This is a genomic window from Paraburkholderia sp. GAS448, from assembly GCF_050435685.1.
Classification (GTDB): Bacteria; Pseudomonadota; Gammaproteobacteria; order Burkholderiales; family Burkholderiaceae; genus Paraburkholderia.
In genome coordinates, this window is record NZ_JBNDKT010000001.1 from 670401 (window position 1) to 690640 (window position 20240).

Annotated in this window: 19 protein-coding genes; 16 read left to right on the forward strand and 3 right to left on the reverse strand. The window is 63.2% G+C overall.

What is annotated here, in order from left to right:
- Positions 1-296 precede the first annotated feature (296 nt).
- From asd to P3T23_RS03195, 13 genes are all read left to right on the forward strand, one after another.
- On the forward strand, positions 297-1418 hold the full coding sequence (gene asd, locus P3T23_RS03135) for an aspartate-semialdehyde dehydrogenase (protein WP_429314713.1): 1122 nt from the start codon (positions 297-299) through the stop codon (positions 1416-1418).
- A gap of 136 nt (positions 1419-1554) precedes the next feature.
- The gene (locus tag P3T23_RS03140) at positions 1555-3780 is read left to right on the forward strand and encodes a FimV/HubP family polar landmark protein (RefSeq protein ID WP_429314714.1); all 2226 of its coding nucleotides are present in this window, start codon (positions 1555-1557) and stop codon (positions 3778-3780) included.
- A complete protein-coding gene (gene truA / locus P3T23_RS03145; RefSeq protein ID WP_429314715.1) occupies positions 3780-4586 on the forward strand; it encodes a tRNA pseudouridine(38-40) synthase TruA in 807 nt (268 codons plus the stop codon). The genes P3T23_RS03140 and truA overlap by 1 nt, the downstream gene beginning before the upstream one ends.
- Positions 4583-5299 (forward strand): phosphoribosylanthranilate isomerase, encoded by a 717-nt coding sequence (locus tag P3T23_RS03150; RefSeq protein WP_429314845.1) that lies wholly within the window; start codon positions 4583-4585, stop codon positions 5297-5299. Before truA ends, P3T23_RS03150 begins: the two co-directional genes overlap by 4 nt.
- Before the next feature lie 62 nt (positions 5300-5361).
- Positions 5362-6555, forward strand: coding sequence for a tryptophan synthase subunit beta (trpB, locus tag P3T23_RS03155; RefSeq protein WP_429314716.1), 1194 nt, complete (start codon positions 5362-5364; stop codon positions 6553-6555).
- An 11-nt stretch (positions 6556-6566) separates the two neighbouring features.
- The gene (locus P3T23_RS03160; RefSeq protein WP_429314717.1) at positions 6567-7463 is read left to right on the forward strand and encodes a DNA-methyltransferase; all 897 of its coding nucleotides are present in this window, start codon (positions 6567-6569) and stop codon (positions 7461-7463) included.
- Positions 7464-7519: 56 nt separating this feature from the next.
- On the forward strand, positions 7520-8335 hold the full coding sequence (gene trpA / locus P3T23_RS03165; RefSeq protein ID WP_429314718.1) for a tryptophan synthase subunit alpha: 816 nt from the start codon (positions 7520-7522) through the stop codon (positions 8333-8335).
- Between the two features lie 82 nt (positions 8336-8417).
- The gene (gene accD, locus P3T23_RS03170) at positions 8418-9290 is read left to right on the forward strand and encodes an acetyl-CoA carboxylase, carboxyltransferase subunit beta (RefSeq protein ID WP_429314719.1); all 873 of its coding nucleotides are present in this window, start codon (positions 8418-8420) and stop codon (positions 9288-9290) included.
- Positions 9291-9443: 153 nt separating this feature from the next.
- The gene (gene folC / locus P3T23_RS03175; RefSeq protein WP_429314720.1) at positions 9444-10754 is read left to right on the forward strand and encodes a bifunctional tetrahydrofolate synthase/dihydrofolate synthase; all 1311 of its coding nucleotides are present in this window, start codon (positions 9444-9446) and stop codon (positions 10752-10754) included.
- A 28-nt stretch (positions 10755-10782) separates the two neighbouring features.
- Positions 10783-11670 carry an SPOR domain-containing protein gene (locus P3T23_RS03180; protein ID WP_429314721.1) on the forward strand — a complete coding sequence of 296 codons (888 nt, stop codon included), beginning with the start codon at positions 10783-10785 and terminating at the stop codon, positions 11668-11670.
- 7 nt (positions 11671-11677) lie between these two features.
- On the forward strand, positions 11678-12172 hold the full coding sequence (locus tag P3T23_RS03185) for a CvpA family protein (RefSeq protein WP_429314722.1): 495 nt from the start codon (positions 11678-11680) through the stop codon (positions 12170-12172).
- Between the two features lie 107 nt (positions 12173-12279).
- Positions 12280-13827: an amidophosphoribosyltransferase gene (purF, locus tag P3T23_RS03190; protein WP_429314723.1), complete on the forward strand. Its 1548-nt coding sequence runs from the start codon at positions 12280-12282 to the stop codon at positions 13825-13827.
- Positions 13828-14115: 288 nt separating this feature from the next.
- Positions 14116-15306, forward strand: coding sequence for an O-succinylhomoserine sulfhydrylase (locus P3T23_RS03195; RefSeq protein ID WP_429314724.1), 1191 nt, complete (start codon positions 14116-14118; stop codon positions 15304-15306).
- A 91-nt stretch (positions 15307-15397) separates the two neighbouring features.
- Here the strand turns inward: P3T23_RS03195 and P3T23_RS03200 are convergent, their stop codons facing one another.
- Entirely contained in the window at positions 15398-16189 is a 792-nt protein-coding gene (locus P3T23_RS03200; RefSeq protein WP_429314725.1) for a helix-turn-helix domain-containing protein, read from the reverse strand.
- Positions 16190-16202: 13 nt separating this feature from the next.
- Entirely contained in the window at positions 16203-16544 is a 342-nt protein-coding gene (locus P3T23_RS03205; RefSeq protein ID WP_133665834.1) for an FKBP-type peptidyl-prolyl cis-trans isomerase, read from the reverse strand.
- Between the two features lie 184 nt (positions 16545-16728).
- Between P3T23_RS03205 and P3T23_RS03210 the strand changes: the two genes are divergently transcribed.
- From P3T23_RS03210 to P3T23_RS03220, 3 genes are all read left to right on the forward strand, one after another.
- The gene (locus P3T23_RS03210; RefSeq protein ID WP_429314726.1) at positions 16729-17508 is read left to right on the forward strand and encodes a sensor histidine kinase; all 780 of its coding nucleotides are present in this window, start codon (positions 16729-16731) and stop codon (positions 17506-17508) included.
- A 91-nt stretch (positions 17509-17599) separates the two neighbouring features.
- Positions 17600-18943 (forward strand): hemolysin family protein, encoded by a 1344-nt coding sequence (locus P3T23_RS03215; RefSeq protein WP_429314727.1) that lies wholly within the window; start codon positions 17600-17602, stop codon positions 18941-18943.
- Between the two features lie 136 nt (positions 18944-19079).
- Positions 19080-19343 (forward strand): cupin domain-containing protein, encoded by a 264-nt coding sequence (locus P3T23_RS03220; RefSeq protein ID WP_429314728.1) that lies wholly within the window; start codon positions 19080-19082, stop codon positions 19341-19343.
- Between the two features lie 79 nt (positions 19344-19422).
- On the opposite strand, the gene P3T23_RS03225 is transcribed toward P3T23_RS03220, so the two are convergent.
- Positions 19423-20220, reverse strand: a complete 798-nt coding sequence (locus P3T23_RS03225) for an ROK family protein (protein ID WP_429314729.1) — start codon at positions 20218-20220, stop codon at positions 19423-19425.
- Positions 20221-20240 lie beyond the last annotated feature (20 nt).

Below are 20240 nucleotides of genomic sequence, written 5' to 3' on the forward strand. Positions count from 1 at the left end.
GCGAATTGGTCCTGAAGTGGCCATTTCGCGCGTAAAGTGGCCGATTGGGCCGCCAGTTTGCGTTTTTCGTGTAGACTCTAGCGATGGCGAAGTTTCCTCAAATCTCCTCGATTTCGAACCTCCACGGCAAAACGGCCCGTGCGGTTGAGTTCGCCATTACCATCAAAACGCTCATTAAAGCGATTACCCCGAAAACGATCACGAAGCGCTGATCGTCCGTCGTGCCCGCCCGTCTTCCCCGCGCGGTCACGCCGGGCAAAGTTGCGGGGAAGCATCCACTCGAAGGGTATGAAGTCATGAACGTAGGTCTCGTAGGTTGGCGCGGCATGGTCGGCAGTGTCCTGATGCATCGTATGCAGCAGGAAGGTGATTTCGATCTGATCGAACCGGTGTTTTTCAGCACCAGCAACGCGGGCGGCAATGCACCGTCGTTCGCCAAAAACGAGACGAAGCTCAAGGACGCGTCGAACATCGACGACCTGAAGAAGTGCGACGCCATCATTTCCTGCCAGGGCGGCGACTACACGAACGAAGTGTTCCCGAAGCTGCGCGCAGCAGGCTGGAACGGCTACTGGATTGACGCGGCTTCGTCGCTTCGCATGAAGGACGATGCGGTCATCATTCTCGATCCGGTCAACCTCGACGTGATCAAGAACGCGCTCGTTAAGGGCCAGAAGAATTTCATCGGCGGCAACTGCACGGTCAGCCTCATGCTGATGGCGCTCGGCGGCCTGTTCCGCGAAAACCTCGTCGACTGGATGACGGCCATGACGTATCAGGCCGCATCGGGCGCGGGCGCGCAGAACATGCGCGAACTGCTGTCGCAAATGGGTACGCTGCACGGCGCCGTGAAGGAAGAACTCGCGAATCCGTCGTCGGCGATTCTCGACATCGACCGCCGCGTGCTGGCCGCCATGAACAGCGACAGCATGCCGACGGATCATTTCGGCGTGCCGCTGGCCGGCTCGCTGATTCCGTGGATCGACAAGGATCTCGGCAACGGCATGTCGAAGGAAGAGTGGAAGGGCGGCGCGGAAACCAACAAGATTCTGGGCAAGCCGGCCATGGGCACGCCGGGTTCGATCCCGGTCGACGGCCTGTGCGTGCGGATCGGCGCAATGCGCTGCCACTCGCAGGCACTGACGATCAAGCTGAACAAGGACGTGCCGCTCGACGAGATCAACGGCATCCTCGCGTCGGCCAACGACTGGGTGAAGGTTGTGCCGAATGAGCGCGAAGCGTCGATGCGCGATCTGTCGCCGGCGGTGGTGACGGGCACGCTGACGGTGCCGGTCGGCCGTCTGCGCAAGCTGGCGATGGGTGGGGAGTATCTGTCGGCGTTCACGGTCGGCGACCAGTTGCTGTGGGGCGCGGCCGAACCGCTGCGTCGGATGCTGCGCATTCTGCTCGACAAGTAAAGTAAACTACGCCGTTACGACGCGTAGAAAATTCAAAAGCGTCGCGCTTGCGCGGCGCTTTTTTCATTGTGTGCTCGAAATCTTGTTTCCATCCAACCCCCAAAATGGGCAGCGCGACCACGCGCAAGAGCTCCCGATGATCGTTCGATTTCATTCCCCCCGTGCAGCGGCATTTCGAGTCCGTGCCGCGCGTTCAGCCTGCATGGCGGCGGCTGTTGCCTTCACATTTGCGCTGACTGGTGCAGGCGCCGCCCATGCCGCGCCGGCCGACCCGGCGAGCGCAGCAAGCGGAGCGGCAGTCGTCGAGTCCGACGCTCAGTACACGGTGCATCCGGGGCAGTCGCTGAACGATGTGGCGATTGCGCTTACTCAGTCGCATGATCGCGCGACGATGGCGCGTGCGGCGAAGGCGATCTTCGACGCTAATCCCGGCGCGTTCATGGGACACGATCCGAGCCGCCTGAAGCTCGGCGCGGTGCTGAATGTGCCGTCGCTCGATACGCTGGGCGTCGCGGCGAGCGGAGCCGCTGCGGCTTCGGCCGCGACAGGGGTGTCCGGCCCGGTAGCCTCGTCGGCACCTGTGGTTGCATCATCTGCTGCCGTTTCGGCCGCAACAGCCAGCCAGCCGGCTTCCACCAGTGCGGCGACGGCGAATGTCGCGAATGCTCCGGCTTCGGCGAGCGCTCCGGCAATCGTGGCAGCTTCGTCGGTTGCAGCTGGTGTGGCGTCGCAGGCTGCGCAAGCCGCTGCATCATCGGCGGCAAGCGGTGCACATGTCTGGGCTGGCGCGATTCAGCCGGCCGCGAGTGCTCCAGTCGAAGGCGCGTCCAGCGCTGGCGTGGCCCCGGCGGTTGCAGCGCCTCAGCCCGCATCGCAGGTTCGTGCGCCGGTTTCGAGCCTCCAGCAATTGCTTGCGTTGAAAAACCGGGTGTTGATGGAACTGCAGAAACACGGCATTGGAACGTCGAAGCAGGCGCCGCAGGGTGGTAGCGGAGTGGCCGTCCAACCGTCGGGACAGGCAACGGGCGTCGGCGTGGCGCCTCGCGCGACGGCTGCCTCGGCCGCGATTGTGAGCACCCCGCAAACCGGTAGCGGGATGGCGGGCTTGTCGCAGCCAGTGGTTGCTGCCGTTGCGGGCGGCATCGCGGCGGTGATTGCGTTGATCGCGAGCCTGGCGGCGCGTCGTCGCCGTAGTCGCACGGCGGCGAATGATGAGGCCGCAGCGGCAGGTGCAAACGAGGACGAAGCGGCGCGCGATCAAGGTTCGGTCGCAGATCACGGTGAGATTGCAACACCCGCGGCGGGGTCCGTACACGAGCACGTGCCGCCTGCAACGAGGCACGCCGAGACGCTGGCCGACGCAACAGGTGCGGCAAGCCTGGCTGCCGCCTCAGAACTGGGCGCCGACGCCCTCCCGCAAGAGCAGACTGATCCGTCGGCCGACGAACAGGACGAGGAGGGTGTCCAGTACGTAGGTTCTGGTCTTCAAAGTGAGCCGGTGCAGCAGTACCTCGAACCCGGGTCGTCCGCCGCGACCCCAGAGACTCCTGTAGCGCCGCAGGAAGACCCATTTGAGCACGGGGCGCGCGCTGAACCGGACTATCCGGTCCAACTGGAAGCGCTGGTTCAGCATGACGAACCGGTTCAGCCCGTGGAGCGACAGCCTGAAGAACCCGTGCTGCGCGACGATCGCGTTCAGTTCGGGCAACCTGATGCGGACGCTGAACAGGCATCGCACGCTGAAGCGGGCGCTGAGATCCACCACGAAGTGCCGGCTCAGTCCGAGGAGCTGGAACAACAGGGTTTTGAGCGCGACCACGAGGCAAATGGCGGCGCCTATGCGCGCGAATTGGGCCTGCCGCACCCGATCGAATTCCCGCGCGATGCGTTCCAGGCCCTCGGCAGTCTCGATATGCCTTTGCCGCCGCGCACGGAGTCGCCGGCATCGTTCGACGGGACCTCGTCGCCGGCACCCTTGACGACCCAGCCCGTCGTCGCGCCGGAGATCACGGCGCGGCAGGCGATCGTCCCGCCGCCCGGAGCCTCACATGTATCCGAGGAAATCGAAGCCGGCACGGCAGGTTCGGCAGCGGTTGCCGGGCTCGGCGCGATGCCATTTGGCGCGCTGAAACTCGATTTCGACCTCGAACTGCCTCCGAGCCCGGCGCAACCGCTGCCGGCATTCACCCCGGCAGACATCGCGAAAATTGCCCGCAACAAGCTCGAACTCGCGAGCGAATACATCGAACTGGGCGATCTGTCCGGTGCTCGAGCGCTGATCAACGAAGTGATCGAATCGAACGACGCCGCCACACGCAGCGAGGCTCGCGCCTTGCTGTCGACGCTCGCGCCGCTTTCGTGATGCGGATTGCGTTAGGGATCCAGTACGACGGCGCCGCATTTTGCGGATGGCAGTCACAACCGCATGGCAAGACCGTGCAGGACGAACTGGAACGTGCGCTGCGCGAATTCGCTCAGACGCCCTTGCAGACCGTTGTGGCTGGCCGAACGGACACCGGCGTACACGGCCTGGGACAGATCGTGCACTTCGATACTGAGCTCGATCGCGCGCCGTTTTCGTGGGTGCGCGGCACGAATGCGTTCCTGCCAAAGACTGTCGCCGTGCAATGGGCGCAGCCGATGCCGGAAGCATTTCATGCGCGCTTCTCGGCGTTCGAGCGGACCTACTTCTATGTGCTGTACGTGCACCCGGTCCGCTCGCCGATGCTGGACGGGCGCGCGGGCTGGATCCACACCCCGCTCGACGTCGAAGCGATGCGCACCGCGGCCGCCTGCCTGATCGGCGAACACGATTTTTCGGCGTTCCGTTCATCGGAATGTCAGGCGAAGACGCCGGTCAAGCATCTGTATCAGATCGACGTTCGGCAGCAGGGCGATTTCATTCACTTTCGCTTTCGCGCCAACGCGTTTCTGCACCACATGGTGCGCAACCTGATGGGTTGCCTCGTGGCAGTTGGACGAGGACGCCAGCCGGCCAGCTGGCTGGCCGATGTCCTCGCGAACCGCGACCGCAACAACGCCGCGCCGACTTTCATGCCAGACGGCCTGTACCTCGCGCAGGTCGGCTATCCTGAGGAATTCGCGGTGCCCGCCGCGCACGCTGGCAGCGTGCCGTGGAGCGCCGTATGGACGCAACCCGAATCATGACCCCATCCCAGCCTGAGTCCTCCAGTTTGCCGTCGACCGAAGCACAGGCGGCGCCACGCCCGCACCGTACGCGCATCAAGCTGTGCGGCCTGTCGACAGCGGAAGACATCGCACACGCGATCGGTCTTGGCGCTGATGCGATCGGTCTCGTGTTCTATCCACCCAGCCCCCGTTCCGTGACGGTAGCGCAGGCCGTCGACCTGACGCGCGATATCCCGCCGTTCGTGTCGGTGGTCGGACTCTTCGTCAATGCGTCTCATGAATGGATGCGTGAGGTCGCCAGCAATGCACGGCTTACCTTGCTGCAATTCCATGGCGACGAGACACCGGAACAATGCGAAACGCTGGCGAACATTGCGGGTTTGCCTTGGTTGCGTGCATTGCGCGTCGGGGCTGATACTCAGCGGGCCGATTTGGTAAAATCGGCGCTTAACTATTCAGCAGCCAGCGCCCTCCTGTTCGACGCACACGTCGAGGGCTACGGCGGCGGCGGAAAGGTTTTCGATTGGTCACTTATTTCTCCAGAGCTCGCGCGTCAGGGCGTTTTGAGTGGTGGGTTGAACGCGCAAAACGTCAGTGATGCCATCCATCGCTTGCACCCGTACGCGGTCGATGTCTCGAGCGGCATCGAAGTGCCGGGTGCGAAGGGCGTGAAAGACCACGCCCGGATGGCGGCATTCGTACGCGCGGTGCGCGAAGCGGATGCCGGGTGATACAGGCGGCGCTCTCGGTTTCAACAGGAACCGGCGCTGCACACTGAGAAAGAGTGAAACAAATGTATAACTTGCCCGATGAAAGAGGCCATTTCGGCCAGTATGGCGGCGTGTTCGTCGCAGAGACGCTGGTTCATGCGCTTGATGAACTTCGCGCAGCCTACGAAAAATACCAGCAGGATGACGACTTTATCGCTGAATATCAGCGTGAGTTGAAGCATTTTGTTGGCCGTCCTTCCCCGATTTACCACGCCCGGCGCTGGAGCGAACTGCTCGGCGGTGCACAGGTGTTCCTGAAACGCGAAGACCTGAACCACACGGGCGCCCACAAGGTGAATAACGTGATCGGCCAGGCGCTGCTGGCGAGGCGTATGGGCAAGCCACGCGTGATCGCGGAAACCGGCGCAGGCCAGCATGGCGTGGCCACGGCGACGATCGCCGCGCGCTTCGGCATGGAATGCGTGGTGTACATGGGCTCGGAAGACGTGCGTCGTCAAGCCGCGAACGTGTATCGGATGAAGCTGCTCGGCGCGACCGTCGTGCCCGTCGAATCGGGCTCGCGCACGCTGAAGGATGCGCTCAACGAAGCGATGCGCGACTGGGTCACGAACGTCGAAAACACCTTCTACATCATCGGCACGGTGGCGGGTCCGCATCCGTATCCGATGATGGTCCGCGACTTTCAGCGCGTGATCGGCGACGAATGCAAGGTGCAGATGCCCGAACTCGTCGGCCGTCAGCCGGATGCGGTGATTGCATGCGTCGGCGGCGGATCGAATGCGATGGGGATCTTTTATCCGTACATCGATGATCAATCGGTGCAGTTGATCGGCGTTGAGGCAGCGGGCGATGGGATCGATACGGGACGTCACGCGGCATCGCTGATCGCCGGTAGCCCGGGCGTACTGCACGGCAACCGCACCTATCTGCTGCAGGATGAAAACGGTCAGATCATCGAGACGCATTCGGTGTCCGCTGGTCTCGACTACCCCGGCGTCGGGCCGGAGCACGCGTGGCTCAAGGACAGCGGCCGCGCGCAGTACGTCGGTATCACCGACGATGAGGCGCTGAAGGCGTTTCACGACTGCTGCCGGATCGAAGGCATCATTCCAGCGCTGGAGTCGAGTCATGCGCTCGCCTATGCGGCGAAGCTCGCGCCGACGTTGCCGAAGGACAAGTACCTTCTGGTCAACCTGTCGGGTCGTGGCGACAAGGACATGCATACGGTCGCTGAGCGATCGGGCATCAAGTTCTGAGCGCCCCGACGATGCGCGACGAGTTCAACGAGCCGGAACCGACCATTGAAGACGCCGAGGCGGCTGCAGCCGTCGAGGCTCCGGCGTTGCCCTCGGCGCCCTTTGGCGATTCACTGCCAAGGGTGCCGGGTGGCATCGAGTTGTTGAACCGCGATTTTCTGACCGATGCAGTGAACCTGCCAGATGGATCGATCGACCTGATCGTCGCCGATCCGCCTTATGGGCTCGGCAAGGACTATGGCAACGACTCGGACATGCGTTCGGGCGAGGACTTTCTCACCTGGACGCGTCACTGGCTCGATCTGGCGATTCCGAAGCTGAAGCCGTCAGGTTCGCTGTACATTTTCTGCACCTGGCAATACGCGCCGGAAATCTTCTGTTTCCTGAAGTCGAGGCTCACGATGGTCAACGAAATCATCTGGGACCGGCGCGTGCCGAGCATGGGGGGCACGACCCGCCGCTTTACGTCGGTGCACGACAACATCGGCTTTTTCGCGGTATCGAAGGATTATTACTTCGATCTCGATCCCGTCCGCATCCCGTACGATGCCGTCACGAAGAAGGCGCGTTCGCGCAAGTTGTTCGAAGGCAGCAAGTGGCTCGAGCTTGGCTATAATCCGAAGGATGTCTGGTCGGTATCACGGCTGCATCGGCAACATGCCGAGCGAGTCGATCATCCGACCCAGAAGCCTCTGGAAATCGTCGAGCGTATGGTGCTCGCGAGTTGTCCACCGGGCGGGCGCGTACTCGACCCGTTTATGGGCAGCGGCACCACAGCAGTCGCCTGCGCTCGTCAGCGGCGCGAATTCGTCGGCTATGAGATCAATGAAAGTTACTGCGCAATAGCGCGCGAACGCGTCAGTGCGGCCGCGCCGGCATCGGTGGCGGCTTCGGCCGAAACCGCTTGAGCCGCCACGGTCCGAGCACAGCTATCGCGCAGTTAAACGATTCCCGAGAAAATTCCATGTCCCGTATCAAGAACACATTTGCGGCACTGGCCGCGCAGGGCAAGAAAGGCCTGATCCCGTTCATGACGGCAGGCGATCCCGATCCGGCCCGCACGGTCGAATTCATGCACGCGCTCGCCGCCGGCGGCGCGGACGTCATCGAACTTGGCGTGCCGTTTTCCGACCCGATGGCCGACGGCCCGGTGATCCAGGCGTCGTCGGAACGTGCTCTCGCGCGCGGCGTGTCGCTGCGTCACGTGCTGGCGGATGTGAAGCGCTTTCGCGAACGCGACGACAAGACGCCCGTCGTGCTGATGGGTTACGCGAATCCGATCGAGCGGATGGGCGCGGATGCGTTCGCCGCCGCTGCCAAGGATGCCGGCGTCGACGGTGTGCTGGTGGTCGATTACCCGCCCGAAGAGTCCGGTATCTTCGCCGAAAAAATGCGTTCCGCCGGCATCGATCCGATCTTCCTGCTGGCGCCGACGTCGACTGACGACCGCATCGCGGAAGTCGGCAAGATCGCGAGCGGCTACGTCTACTATGTGTCACTCAAGGGGGTCACCGGAGCGGCAAATCTGGACGTTTCCAGCATCGCGGGTAAAATCCCGGCCATCAAGTCGCGCGTTCCCCTGCCGGTGGGCGTTGGTTTCGGCATCCGGGACGCCCAGACGGCGCGCTCCGTGGCTGAAGTCTCCGATGCCGTCGTAATCGGCAGCCGTATCGTGCAATTGCTGGAACAGGCCGCGCCCGAAGCTGCTGCCGACACCCTGACGCGTTTCATCGCGGAAGTGCGTCGGGCGGTGGACAGCGTGAGCACGGCCGCGCGATAACACTCACTTTTGTCGTCTTTCGTGTGGCGGCGGGCAGGTCCCGCCGCTCTGCGCATAGAAGAAGACCCTTGAAGGAAAGAACATGAGCTGGCTCGACAAACTGCTGCCGCCGAAAATCAAGCAAACCGATCCGAAAAGCCGCAAGGGCATTCCAGAAGGTCTCTGGATCAAATGCCCGTCGTGCGAAGCGGTGCTGTACCGCAACGACGTCGAAGCCAATCTGCATGTTTGCCCGAAGTGCGACCACCACATGCGCATCGGCGCGCGCGAGCGGCTCGACGGCTTGCTGGATCCGGAAGGCCGCTATGAAATCGGCCAGGAGATCCTGCCGGTCGACGCGCTCAAGTTCAAGGACAGCCGCAAGTATCCGGACCGCCTGAAAGAGGCGATGGAAGACACCGACGAAACCGACGCGATGGTCGTCATGGGCGGCGCAATTCACACGCTGCCGGTGGTGGTGGCGAACTTCGAGTTCTCGTTCATGGGCGGCTCGATGGGTTCGGTGGTCGGCGAACGCTTCGTGCGCGGCGCGCAGAACGCGCTCGAGCAGCAGGTGCCGTTTATCTGCTTTACCGCATCGGGCGGCGCCCGGATGCAGGAAAGCTTGCTGTCGCTGATGCAGATGGCAAAGACCACGGCGATGCTCACGAAGCTTGCGGAAGCGAAGCTGCCGTTCATCTCCGTATTGACCGATCCGACGATGGGCGGTGTGTCGGCGAGCTTTGCATTCCTCGGTGACGTCGTGATCGCCGAGCCGAAGGCGCTGATCGGCTTCGCCGGTCCGCGCGTGATCGAGCAGACCGTCCGCGAAAAGCTGCCGGAAGGTTTCCAGCGCGCCGAATTCCTGCTGACGAAGGGTGCGATCGACATGATCGTCGACCGTCGCAAGCTGCGCGAGGAACTTGCTCAACTGATGGCGCTGATGACCCGCCTGCCTGCCGACGCAGTGGCCTAAGGCGTAGACCTGCCACTGGGCACGCCGTCGTGCGATAAAGCGACGTCGGTAAGCCGCATCAAAAAGCGCGCCGCGAGAGCAATCAAGCGGCGCGCTGTCGTTTCCGGGATAATGTCGGCCTCGCTGTTTAATTATCCCCGTCCGCTTCATCCGATGAACTCATTCCCGACCCTCGACGCGTGGCTCACGCACCTTGAATCCGCGCATCCTGTCGGCATCGACATGGGTTTGTCCCGTATCAGCAAGGTGCGCGATGCGTTGCAGTTGTCGTTTGACTGCCCGGTCATCACGGTCGGTGGCACGAACGGCAAGGGGTCGACGTGCGCCGTCCTCGAGACGATCCTGCTGCGCGCCGGATACACGGTGGGCTGCCATACGTCGCCGCATCTGCTGTCGTTCAACGAGCGGGCCCGGGTGAACGGCCAGAATGCGACCGACGCAGAGCTCCTGCAGCACTTCGACGCCGTCGAAAAGGCCCGTCTGAGCTTGCCGGAGCCAGTCTCGCTGACTTACTTCGAATTCACGACGCTCGCGATCATGCATCTGTTCGCGTCGCGTGGGCTGGACGTGGTGATCTTTGAAGTCGGCCTTGGCGGCCGGCTGGACGCGGTCAATATCCTTGATACCGACTGCGCGATCATCACGAGCATCGACATCGATCACACCGAATACCTGGGCGATACGCGCGAAAAAATCGCCTTCGAAAAGGCCGGCATCTTCCGGCCGGGCAAGCCGGCCATCTGCGCCGACCCCCTGCCGCCGCAGACGCTGATCGATCACGCGGAAAGCATCGGCGCCGATTTATGGCTGGTTGGCCGCGATTTCCGCTATGAAGCCCAGGCGGGCAGCGAGCGGCAGCAGTGGAATTACGTTGGGCGCACGATGCGGCGCTCGGCGCTCGCCTATCCGGCGTTGCGTGGCGCCAATCAGCTGATCAATACGTCGGCGGCTCTTGCCGGCCTGGAAGCGCTGCGCGACCGACTGCCGGTGTCCGCGCAGGACATCCGCCTCGGCCTCGCGAACGTCGAATTGCCGGGCCGGTTTCAGGTGCTGCCGGGCAAGCCTTCAATCGTCCTCGATGTCGGACACAATCCGCACGCGGCGGCGGTACTCGCGCAGAATCTGGGCAACATGGGCTTCTTTCCGTACACGTACGCCGTGTTCGGTTCGATGCGCGACAAGGATATCGCGGGCGTGCTGGCGCATCTGAAGGGCGAGATCGATCACTGGTGCGTGACGGATCTGCCGACGCCGCGCGGCGCATCCGCTGCGGATCTGGAAACCGCCCTGCGCGAAGCGGGCGTAATGGATGGTCCGGATAGCAGCATAAATCGCTTCGATTCGCCCGCTGAAGCCTTCCAAGACGCGTTAAAACGCGCGTCCGACAATGATAGAATCGTGGTTTTCGGCAGTTTCTATACGGTAGCGGGTGTCATGGCCTACCGTAAAACGCAGCAACACTGAACGCGCGCAGCCTCGAACCAGGCCATTCATGGGACTTTTCTCGTTCGGCAAGAAAGACGACGCGCCTACCCGGCGCGGCGCAAACTCCAGTACCAGCAGGGCCACCCGCGGCGAGCGGGTGGAGCGGCGAACCCGCCGCACGGAGCGGGCCGGCGACGCCGATGCGATGCTGCTCGACCCCTCGCTCCCCGAAAAGCAGCGGGCACGGCGCAGGCTGGTCGGCGCGATTGCGCTGGTGGTAGCCGCAGTGGTCGTGCTGCCGATGGTGCTCGATTCGCACCCGAAGCCCGTCACCGACGACATCTCGATCGACATTCCGAGTCGCCCTGCCCCGAAGGTGAGCGCGACCAGCGAAGATACTCAGGCGGGCGTCGCGCCGGACAACCCGGCCGCTGCCACGGCAATGGCGGCATCAGGCCTCGCGCCAGCGGCGCCCAAAACGGACACGGCTGTGAAGGTGCCGGCTGCATCAGCCACAACGCAAACCGCGAACGTTGCGTCAGCGTCTGCCGCGAAGTTGACGAAACCGCAGACGCCGTCCCAGACACCCCCGGCCCAGCCGACGGCCCAGGCCCAGGCGAAACAGCCTGGGAAATCCACGCAAGCCGCTGACACCGCAACCCAGGGCGCAGCAGCCGCCGACGCCGATTCCGGCACGCCGGCCGCGCCGGCGGGCAGCCGCTTTGCCGTGCAACTCGGCTCGTTTCCGGATGACGCCGGCGCACGCAACTGGGCGACGAAGTTGAAAGCGGCCGGAGTGCCCGCATATACCGAACGTCGGAAGCAGGCCGACGGCTCGATGCATACGCTGTTGCGCGCTGGCCCGTTCGCAGACCGTGCGGCGGCTTCGGCGGCGATTGCGAAGGTTCGTGAAGCGGGCCTGACGTCAGGCGCGAACAACGGCGCTGCACAGTAAGTCGCCAATGTTCACTGCCTTCGACTACGCTGTAATGGCGGTGATCGGCCTGTCGGCGCTGCGCGGAACGTGGCGCGGATTTTTGTCCGAAATATTCGGGCTGATTGGCTGGATAGCGGCTTTTGTGATTGCGTGCCGCTTCGTCGGTTACGTCGTGCCCTATATCCCCGCGACGTGGCCAGGTGAGGCGTTGACCCAGTGGCTGATCGCGTTTGCGTTGATCGTCATCGGCGTCGTGCTGGTGGCCGGGGTAGCGAACGCGCTGCTGAGCCGGCTGGTGCAGGCGACGGGCCTGAGCGGCGTCGACCGCTCGCTGGGTTTGATGTTCGGCCTCGTGCGCGGGGTCGTACTGGTGCTGGTTCTGGTCGCGCTCGCGGGACTGACCGAACTGCCCCAGCAGGAATTCTGGCAACACGCCTTGCTCCGGCCCTACGCCGAGAAAGGTGTACAGAAACTGAAACCGCTGCTTCCCGAGACACTCGCTGCTTACGTCCGTGTGTGACGATCAGGCGGGAGTCGAAGGAAGTGCGCAGCACTCCGGCGCAATCCGGCTGCTTCCCCAGCACCGGCCGCCGCCGTTACGAATTTTGTACCTTTGAAGGACATGCCATGTGCGGCATCGTAGGCGTAGTTTCTCAATCCCCGGTCAACCAGCTGATCTATGACAGCCTGCTGCTCCTGCAGCATCGCGGTCAGGACGCCGCCGGCATCGCGACAGCGAACGGCAGCAACTTCCACATGCACAAGGCCAACGGCATGGTGCGCGACGTGTTCCGCACGCGCAACATGCGTAGCCTGCCAGGCACCTCCGGCATCGGCCAGGTGCGCTACCCGACCGCCGGTTCCGCGTCGAGCGAAGAAGAGGCCCAGCCGTTCTACGTGAACGCGCCGTTCGGCATCATCCTCGCTCACAACGGCAACCTGACCAACTGGCAGCAACTGAAAGATGAGATGTTCCGCATCGATCGGCGCCACATCAACACCAATTCCGACACCGAAGTGATGCTCAACGTGCTCGCGCACGAACTGCAGCTGTCCAGTTCGGGTCTGCAGCTCGATCCGGCCGCGCTCTTCAAGGCGGTGTCGGGGGTGCATCGTCGGGTGCGCGGCTCGTACGCGATCGTGTCGCTGATCGCGGGCTTCGGGCTGGTCGGGTTCCGCGACCCGTTCGGTATCCGTCCGCTGTGCCTCGGCAAGCTGGAAACCCCTGCAGGCGTCGAGTGGATGCTGGCCTCGGAATCGGTGGCGATCGAAGGTATCGGCTTCGAATTCGTGCGTGACGTGGAGCCGGGCGAAGCAATTTTCATCGACCTCGAAGGCAACGTGCACACGCAGCAATGTGCGACAAACCCGAGTCTGAACCCGTGCATTTTCGAACTCGTGTACCTCGCGCGTCCGGATTCGGTGCTCGATGGCGTGCCGGTCTACAACGCGCGTCTGCGCATGGGCGACTATCTCGCCGAGAAGATCAAGCGCGAACTGCCTGACGTCGAGATCGACGTCGTGATGCCGATTCCCGATTCGTCGCGCCCTGCGGCGATGCAGGTCGCGGAAAAGCTCGGCGTCGAGTATCGCGAAGGCTTCTTCAAGAACCGTTATGTCGGCCGTACGTTCATCATGCCCGGCCAGGCCGTGCGCAAGAAGTCGGTGCGTCAGAAGCTCAACGCGATGGGCATCGAGTTCAAGGGCAAGAACGTGCTGATCGTCGACGATTCGATCGTGCGCGGCACGACCTCGCACGAGATCGTGCAAATGGCGCGCGATGCAGGCGCGAAAAAGGTCATCTTCGCGTCGGCGGCGCCGCCGGTGAAGTTCCCGAACGTCTACGGCATCGACATGCCGACGCGCGGCGAACTCGTCGCACATGGCCGCTCGGACGAGGAAGTCGCGCGCATGATCGGCGCGGATCACCTTGTGTACCAGGACGTCGAGGCGCTGAAACAGGCCGTGCGCGATATCAATCCGGCGCTGAAGGAGTTCGAGGCGTCATGCTTCGACGGCAACTACATCACCGGCGATATCACGACCGAATACCTCGATCGCATCGAAACGGCGCGTCTTGCCCCGGCTGCCCAGTCGGATCGCGATGCGGCCAGCGAAGCGATCGACGGTGGCACGGCGCGTTCGCAGCTGCACCTGCAACTGTCGGTGGAGTAAGGCGCGATGCGTGGCGCGATCGCTGCATTCACGCGGTGCGCCACGCGTGTTAGCATGATGGCTTGCGTCGATTTGATCTCAGCTTGCGGACGCGGGGCAACCCAAAACAGCTAAAGCGAACGGTGGAGAATCAGCAACACGCCGCCGCCGCTCCAGCTTTCCCCGCACATGAAGCCCGCTTATGCCGACGCAAAGCGGGCTTTTTTGTCGCTGTCGTTTGTCGTTGCCTGGTTTGTTGCAAAGCCGCACGACGATCAACCCAGCCTGAAAAACGGAAACAGAAAGAACATGGACGACTCTCTCAACTTCGACACCCTCGCCGTACGCTCGGGCACGCTGCGCAGCGAGTTCAACGAGCACTCGGAAGCGATCTTCCTGACGTCGAGCTTCTGCTTCGCGAGCGCCGCCGAAGCCGCCGACCGCTTCAAGAACTCCGAGGACTATTACACGTATTCGCGCTTCACAAACCCGACCGTCACGATGTTCCAGGACCGTCTGGCCGCGCTCGAAGGTGGCGAGGCCTGCATGGCGACGGCTTCGGGCATGGCCGCGATCATGTCGGTCGTCATGTCGGCGTTGCAGGCGGGCGATCATCTCGTGAGCTCGCAGAGCCTGTTCGGTTCGACACTCGGCATGTTCTCGCAGATCTTCAGCAAGTTCGGCATCACGACAACCTTCGTCGATCCGACGAACCTCGATGCGTGGAAAGAGGCGGTGCGTCCTGAGACGAAGATGTTTTTCCTCGAAACACCGTCGAACCCGCTGACCGAAATCGCCGACATCGAAGCGGTCGGCAAAATTGCCAAGGCCGCGAATGCGTTGTTCGTCGTTGACAACTGTTTCTGTAGCCCTGCGCTGCAACAGCCGCTGAAACTGGGCGCGGACGTCGTGATGCATTCGGCGACCAAGTTCCTCGACGGTCAGGGCCGCGTGCTGGGAGGCGCCCTGGTGGGTTCGAAGCAGTTCATCATGGAAAAAGTGTTTCCGTTCGTGCGCAGCGCAGGCCCGACGCTGTCTGCGTTCAACGCGTGGGTGTTGCTGAAGGGTATGGAAACGCTGTCGTTGCGCGTCGAAAAGCAGTCGCAGAACGCGCTTGAAATCGCTCGCTGGCTCGAAGCGCATCCGGCCGTGAATCGCGTGTTTTACCCCGGGCTCGAATCGCATCCGCAATATGCGATCGCCAAACGGCAGCAGAAAGCCGGCGGCGCGATCGTGTCGTTCGAACTGAAAGGCGACACGCCGGAAGCGATGCGCGCAAACGCATGGCGCGTGATCGACAGCACGAAGATCTGCTCGATTACCGGCAACCTCGGCGATACGCGCACGACCATCACGCACCCGGCTACCACGACACATGGCCGTGTCACGCCGGAAGCGCGCGCGGCAGCAGGCATCACGGAAGGACTGATTCGTCTCGCCGTGGGTCTGGAAAATGCAGAAGATATCCGCGGCGATCTCGCACGCGGTCTGGCTGGCTGATTGGGTCTTTACATGGCGCCGTCAGCGCCGATCGGGTTGATCCGGATCGCGCGCTGACATCGTCATGGACCGAAAGCGCCGCTTCGGCGCTTCAATGCCGCAGCGCACGCCACTGACCGGGCGCCAATCCGAAACGCCGCGTGAAAGCGTGCGTGAACGCGCTCTGGTCGCCGAAGCCGATTTCGAACGCGATATCCGTAAGCGTATAGCGCGGATCGGCGAGCAGTGTCACCGACGTATCGAGCCTCAAGCGCTGCAGATAGCGATGCGGCGTCTCGCCGAAGGCTTCGCTAAACAGCTGATGAAAACGCCGCATGCCAAAGCCGCAATGCGCTGCGAGATCGGCAATGCGTAGCGGCTCGGACAGATGCGCGCGCAACCAGCGGTCGATGCGGGCGAAGTCCAGTCCTGCGGCAGGCACATCCCCTGCCTTGATGCCCGTCGCACCTGCATCCGAAAGAATCGCAGCGCACAGCCGCGCAGCGGCATCCCAGTAGAACCGTCGTGTGTGGGCTTCGTCGCCCGCATGCGTGCCGCCCGTCGCGCTAGCCGCGATGCTGCGCACGAGTTGCTTGAGCGAGCCATCGATCTCGACGGCTCGCGAGCGGTCGAAGAGCCGTTCCGGCACCGCCAGCGACGCCGCGGGCAGATCGAGCACCAGTTGCCGGTTCTCGCCGATTCCGGCGTAATCATGACGGGCGCCCGCAGGAATCAGCCACGCAGAACGGCTGTCGATCTCCTGGCCGACGCCGTCCACGGCCATGACCATCGAGCCATCGAGGCCGAGCACGACCTGATGGAAGTCGTGCACATCCGACGCTTCAATTGCCCCATAGCGGCGCAACGAAACGGTCGGCGCTGTGATGGCTGCGTGGTGATCCATTGTCGAACCGGACTTAGACGTCCAGCAGTTCCACTTCGAACACGAGCGTCGCATTCGGCGGAATCACGCCGCCCGCGCCGCGCACGCCGTAGCCGAGTTGCGGCGGAATCGTCAGACGGCGCACGCCGCCGACCTTCATGCCCTGCACGCCTTCATCCCAGCCCTTGATGACCATCCCGCCGCCCAGCACGAAGGCGAACGGGTCATTGCGGTCCTTGCTCGAATCGAACTTCTGGCCATCGGTCAGCCAGCCGGTGTAATGCACGCTGACCGTTTTACCGGCCTGTGCTTCGGCGCCCGTGCCTTCGGTCAGATCTTCGTACTTGAGACCCGATTCGGTCGTCACAATCGACATGAGGAACTCCTTCAGACAAATCGTTCAAAAGCGACATTGTAGGCGCGTTGGCAGCATGCCGGGCAGATAGCCCGACCGGTCCCAGGAAATCCGGACGATGTCGTTGTTGAGGCAGATGCGCCGCCGGCCGTGCCTATAATGTGTGTTCGCTCCAGACCCCGCCTCGCGCATCAGGATATTCATCGTGACGACGTTTCCCCGCGGTATTGACCAACCGGCAACCGGCCCCGAAGGCTCCTCCGCGCGATCTGAACGCACCGCGCATCTGTGCGCCGAGACGGCGCTTTTCATGCGCGATCACGTGCTGTCGCTCGTATCGCACGATCTGCGCAGCCCGCTGAATGCGATTCATAGCTGGGCGTACGTGCTCGAACGCAAGGTCGATACCGCGGATGCGACCGCTCAACGCGCGCTCGGCGGCATCCGCAGCGGGGTCGAACAGCAGGTGAGGTTGCTGGAGAGCATCGTCGATACCACGCGGACTGAGACGAAATCACTCGCGCTCACCCGCGCGCCGTTTGCGCTGCGGCCGATGATCGAGGCAACCGCCGGCGAAGTGCGCGGCGCGCTGGCAGGCGCGCGCGGGGTCACGATTGCGGTCAATTCACCCCTCGCAGACGAAACGCTCAATGGCGACAAGGAGCGACTCGCGCAGGCGCTGTGGCTGATGCTGACGTATGCAGTGGAATCGAGCGCACGCGAGGCCACCGTGATGCTCGCCTGCACCGCCGACGCCTCGACATGGCACGCATCCGCCAGCTTCACCTCGACCGCCGACGCGCTCTGCGATCCTGCAGTTGCGCATCTGCTCGAAGCGTTCGCGCGCCGCCAGGCGCTGGAACCGCGCGAAGCAGGGCGGATCGCCTGGGTGCTGGCGCTGTGCAAGCGCATCGCGGAAGCACACGGCGGCCAGTTCGAGCAGAAGGAAGACACACTCACGCTGCGCATTCCGCGCGCCTCCTGATGGCCGCACAGGCCCGCCCGCTGTCATGCATCTGCTTTCATTCTGCTTTCGCGCTCTATACTGACGACTTTTGTTTTTGGAGCCTTCCGCCTTGATTCAGGTCGTCGCCCTCATCGGTGCGCTGCTGCTCGTTGCACTCAACGGCTTCTTCGTCGCCGCCGAATTCGGGCTGGTGAAGCTGCGGCAGACACGCGTGCAGACCCTCGCCGCCAAACACGGAATGCGCGGACGTCTGCTCGCGAAAGTGCATGGACGACTCGACGCCTATCTGTCCGCCTGCCAGCTTGGCATTACGCTCGCATCGCTGGGTCTTGGCTGGATCGGCGAGCCGGCGTTCGCGGAACTGCTCACTCCCGTGTTCAGGGTGCTCGGCATCGAATCGCCGCCGCTGATCCATGGGATCTCGCTGTTCTTCGCGTTCTCCTGCATTTCGTTCCTGCATATCGTGGTGGGCGAACTGGCGCCGAAGTCGCTCGCCATCCGTCAGGCCGAAAAGATTTCGCTGTGGGTGGCGATGCCGCTGTACGGCTTTTACTGGGCCATGTATCCGGCGATCTGGGTACTCAACACGAGCGCTAACGCGGTGCTGCGCATTGCCGGACTGACGGCGGATCATGGCGGCGACAGCCACTATTCGAACGAGGAACTCAAGCTCATTCTGCGTGGGCGCCGCGATGGCGCTGCGGGCAGCATCGCCGCGGCGAGCGCGGCGTACAGCCAGGAGGAGTGGAACACGTTCGCGCATTCGCTCGACTTCTCCCGCCTCACCGTGTCGGACCTGATGCGTCCCGCGTACGAGATGGTGGGCCTGCGACGCGATCTGCCACTGCGCGACAACATGCAGATCGTTGCGCGCCACCGCTTCAGCCGTTATCCGCTATTCGAGGACGCGTCGGGCGAGCGCATCGCCGGCATGATTCACCTGAAGGATGTGCTGCTCGCGCGTCACGCGGGCAGCACGCTGGACGATCTGTCGAAGTACGTACGGCCGGTGCAGTACGTCACGCCGAACCTGCCGGCGCTGGAGCTGTTCCGGCGCTTTCGCAAGGGCGCGCCGCATCTGGCGCTGGTCGGCCACAAGGGCGAAAAGCCGATCGGTTTTCTGACGCTCGACAACCTGCTCGGCGCGCTGGTCGGGCAGATTCACGACGAGTTCCGTCAGGGCGACGCCGACTGGACCCGCATGGACGACGGCACGCTGATGGGCAAGGGCAGCCTGCCGGTGGTATCGCTGGAACGGGCGCTCGGCATCGATATCGACGAAGGGCGCGCGGAGTCGGTCGGCGGACTGGTGATTCAGTTGCTCAACGATCTGCCCGTTGAGGGACAGCGTGTGTCGTTCGACCGCTTCGACGTCGTCGTCAAGAAGATGAAGGGCCCGCGCATCGTGCTTGTCCGGGTGTATCCGAAGCAATTCGAAGACGAAGGTGGTTAAGCGTCTTCGGCTCAGGGCGATTCCGCCGCAGTGCGCGAGGGGGCGGGCCGTTCGCAGCAGATCGCGCGTTTTCCCGGTACATTTGAATAATCTCGAATGCCCGTAGCGAGGGCCGCTATTTCGATTGGGAGGCGATATGACCCGCGATGAATTCGTCGACATCCTCAAGAACGAAGGTTTTGATGAAGTCGTCACCGTGATGCGCGAACCCGGCGTCATGGAGACCCATACGCATCCGTTCGAAGCCAAAGCCCTGATTCTCCACGGCGAACTGCACATCAGCCAGGACGGCGCCGAGCGCGCGTATCGGGCCGGTGACGTGTTCCATCTGGCCGCGAACGTGCCGCATTCGGAGCGCTATGGACCCGAGGGTGCCCAGTATCTGGTTGGCCGAAAATGAAGGCGCGACCTGGATACGCGCTGTAGATGCCACGCAGAAGCGCGGGCGCAGGCGGCAAAGACCGCCCGCTCATCAGCGCTTATCCGAACACCCCGGTGCGCTGGTTGGCCTCGGGCAATTGGCGCGTCTCGCGCACTGAGCGCGGATGCCACAGCTTCGCGCCGCCTTCGATGCCCGCTTCGTTGGAGACGATCGCAACATTCGCGGGCAGATCGATCGTGAGTCGTGCTGCGTTGCCGCCGCCGATCCACAGCCTGTCGTAATGCACGAGCGACGCCAGGATATCGATCACTTTCTCGACACGACGATTCCAGCGCTTGTTGCCCGCCTTCCTGCGTGCAGCGTCGCCGATGTACTCGTCGTAAGCGCGGCCCTTGCTGACCGGATGATGGGCGAGTTCGAGGTGAGGCATCAATTCGCCATCGCGGAACAAGGCTGTGCCCGCGCCGGTGCCGAGCGTTAGTACGAACTCGATGCCTTCACCTTCGATCGCGGCGAAGCCCTGCATCTCGGCATCGTTGATCATACGCACGGGCAGTCCGCCAAGCCGTTTTGCCAGCATGTCGGCAAGCGGAATGTCGTGCCATCCCTCGAGGCCGAAATGCGGCGCCGTCAGCACGCGATTGTTGCGTACGACGCCGGGAAAGCCGATTGAGATCTGCGTCGCGGGATACTGGGCAACGAGCGGCTCGACGAGTGTGACGAGCGTATCGACGAGCTGTTCCGGCGTGCACGGATGCGGCGTGGCCACGCGCACGCGTTCGGTCTTCATCTGCCCGGCTGGGTCGATGATGGCGGCTTTCAGACCCGTGCCGCCAACGTCGATTGCCAGAATCTGTTCAGTGCTGCTTTTGGTCTTTGCCTTGCGTGTCGCCACGTTATTCCCCTCATGTTGTG

What these genes read in the sequence shown, in the direction of transcription:
- asd (WP_429314713.1), top strand. Translation starts at nt 297, where the DNA reads ATGAACGTAGGTCTCGTAGGTTGGCGCGGCATGGTCGGCAGTGTCCTG.
- purF (WP_429314723.1), top strand. Translation starts at nt 12,280, where the DNA reads ATGTGCGGCATCGTAGGCGTAGTTTCTCAATCCCCGGTCAACCAGCTG.
- folC (WP_429314720.1), top strand. Translation starts at nt 9,444, where the DNA reads ATGAACTCATTCCCGACCCTCGACGCGTGGCTCACGCACCTTGAATCC.
- P3T23_RS03150 (WP_429314845.1), top strand. Translation starts at nt 4,583, where the DNA reads ATGACCCCATCCCAGCCTGAGTCCTCCAGTTTGCCGTCGACCGAAGCA.
- truA (WP_429314715.1), top strand. Translation starts at nt 3,780, where the DNA reads ATGCGGATTGCGTTAGGGATCCAGTACGACGGCGCCGCATTTTGCGGA.
- trpA (WP_429314718.1), top strand. Translation starts at nt 7,520, where the DNA reads ATGTCCCGTATCAAGAACACATTTGCGGCACTGGCCGCGCAGGGCAAG.
- P3T23_RS03180 (WP_429314721.1), top strand. Translation starts at nt 10,783, where the DNA reads ATGGGACTTTTCTCGTTCGGCAAGAAAGACGACGCGCCTACCCGGCGC.
- P3T23_RS03195 (WP_429314724.1), top strand. Translation starts at nt 14,116, where the DNA reads ATGGACGACTCTCTCAACTTCGACACCCTCGCCGTACGCTCGGGCACG.
- P3T23_RS03205 (WP_133665834.1), bottom strand. Translation starts at nt 16,544, where the DNA reads ATGTCGATTGTGACGACCGAATCGGGTCTCAAGTACGAAGATCTGACC.
- P3T23_RS03140 (WP_429314714.1), top strand. Translation starts at nt 1,555, where the DNA reads ATGATCGTTCGATTTCATTCCCCCCGTGCAGCGGCATTTCGAGTCCGT.
- P3T23_RS03220 (WP_429314728.1), top strand. Translation starts at nt 19,080, where the DNA reads ATGACCCGCGATGAATTCGTCGACATCCTCAAGAACGAAGGTTTTGAT.
- accD (WP_429314719.1), top strand. Translation starts at nt 8,418, where the DNA reads ATGAGCTGGCTCGACAAACTGCTGCCGCCGAAAATCAAGCAAACCGAT.
- trpB (WP_429314716.1), top strand. Translation starts at nt 5,362, where the DNA reads ATGTATAACTTGCCCGATGAAAGAGGCCATTTCGGCCAGTATGGCGGC.
- P3T23_RS03185 (WP_429314722.1), top strand. Translation starts at nt 11,678, where the DNA reads ATGTTCACTGCCTTCGACTACGCTGTAATGGCGGTGATCGGCCTGTCG.
- P3T23_RS03160 (WP_429314717.1), top strand. Translation starts at nt 6,567, where the DNA reads ATGCGCGACGAGTTCAACGAGCCGGAACCGACCATTGAAGACGCCGAG.
- P3T23_RS03200 (WP_429314725.1), bottom strand. Translation starts at nt 16,189, where the DNA reads ATGGATCACCACGCAGCCATCACAGCGCCGACCGTTTCGTTGCGCCGC.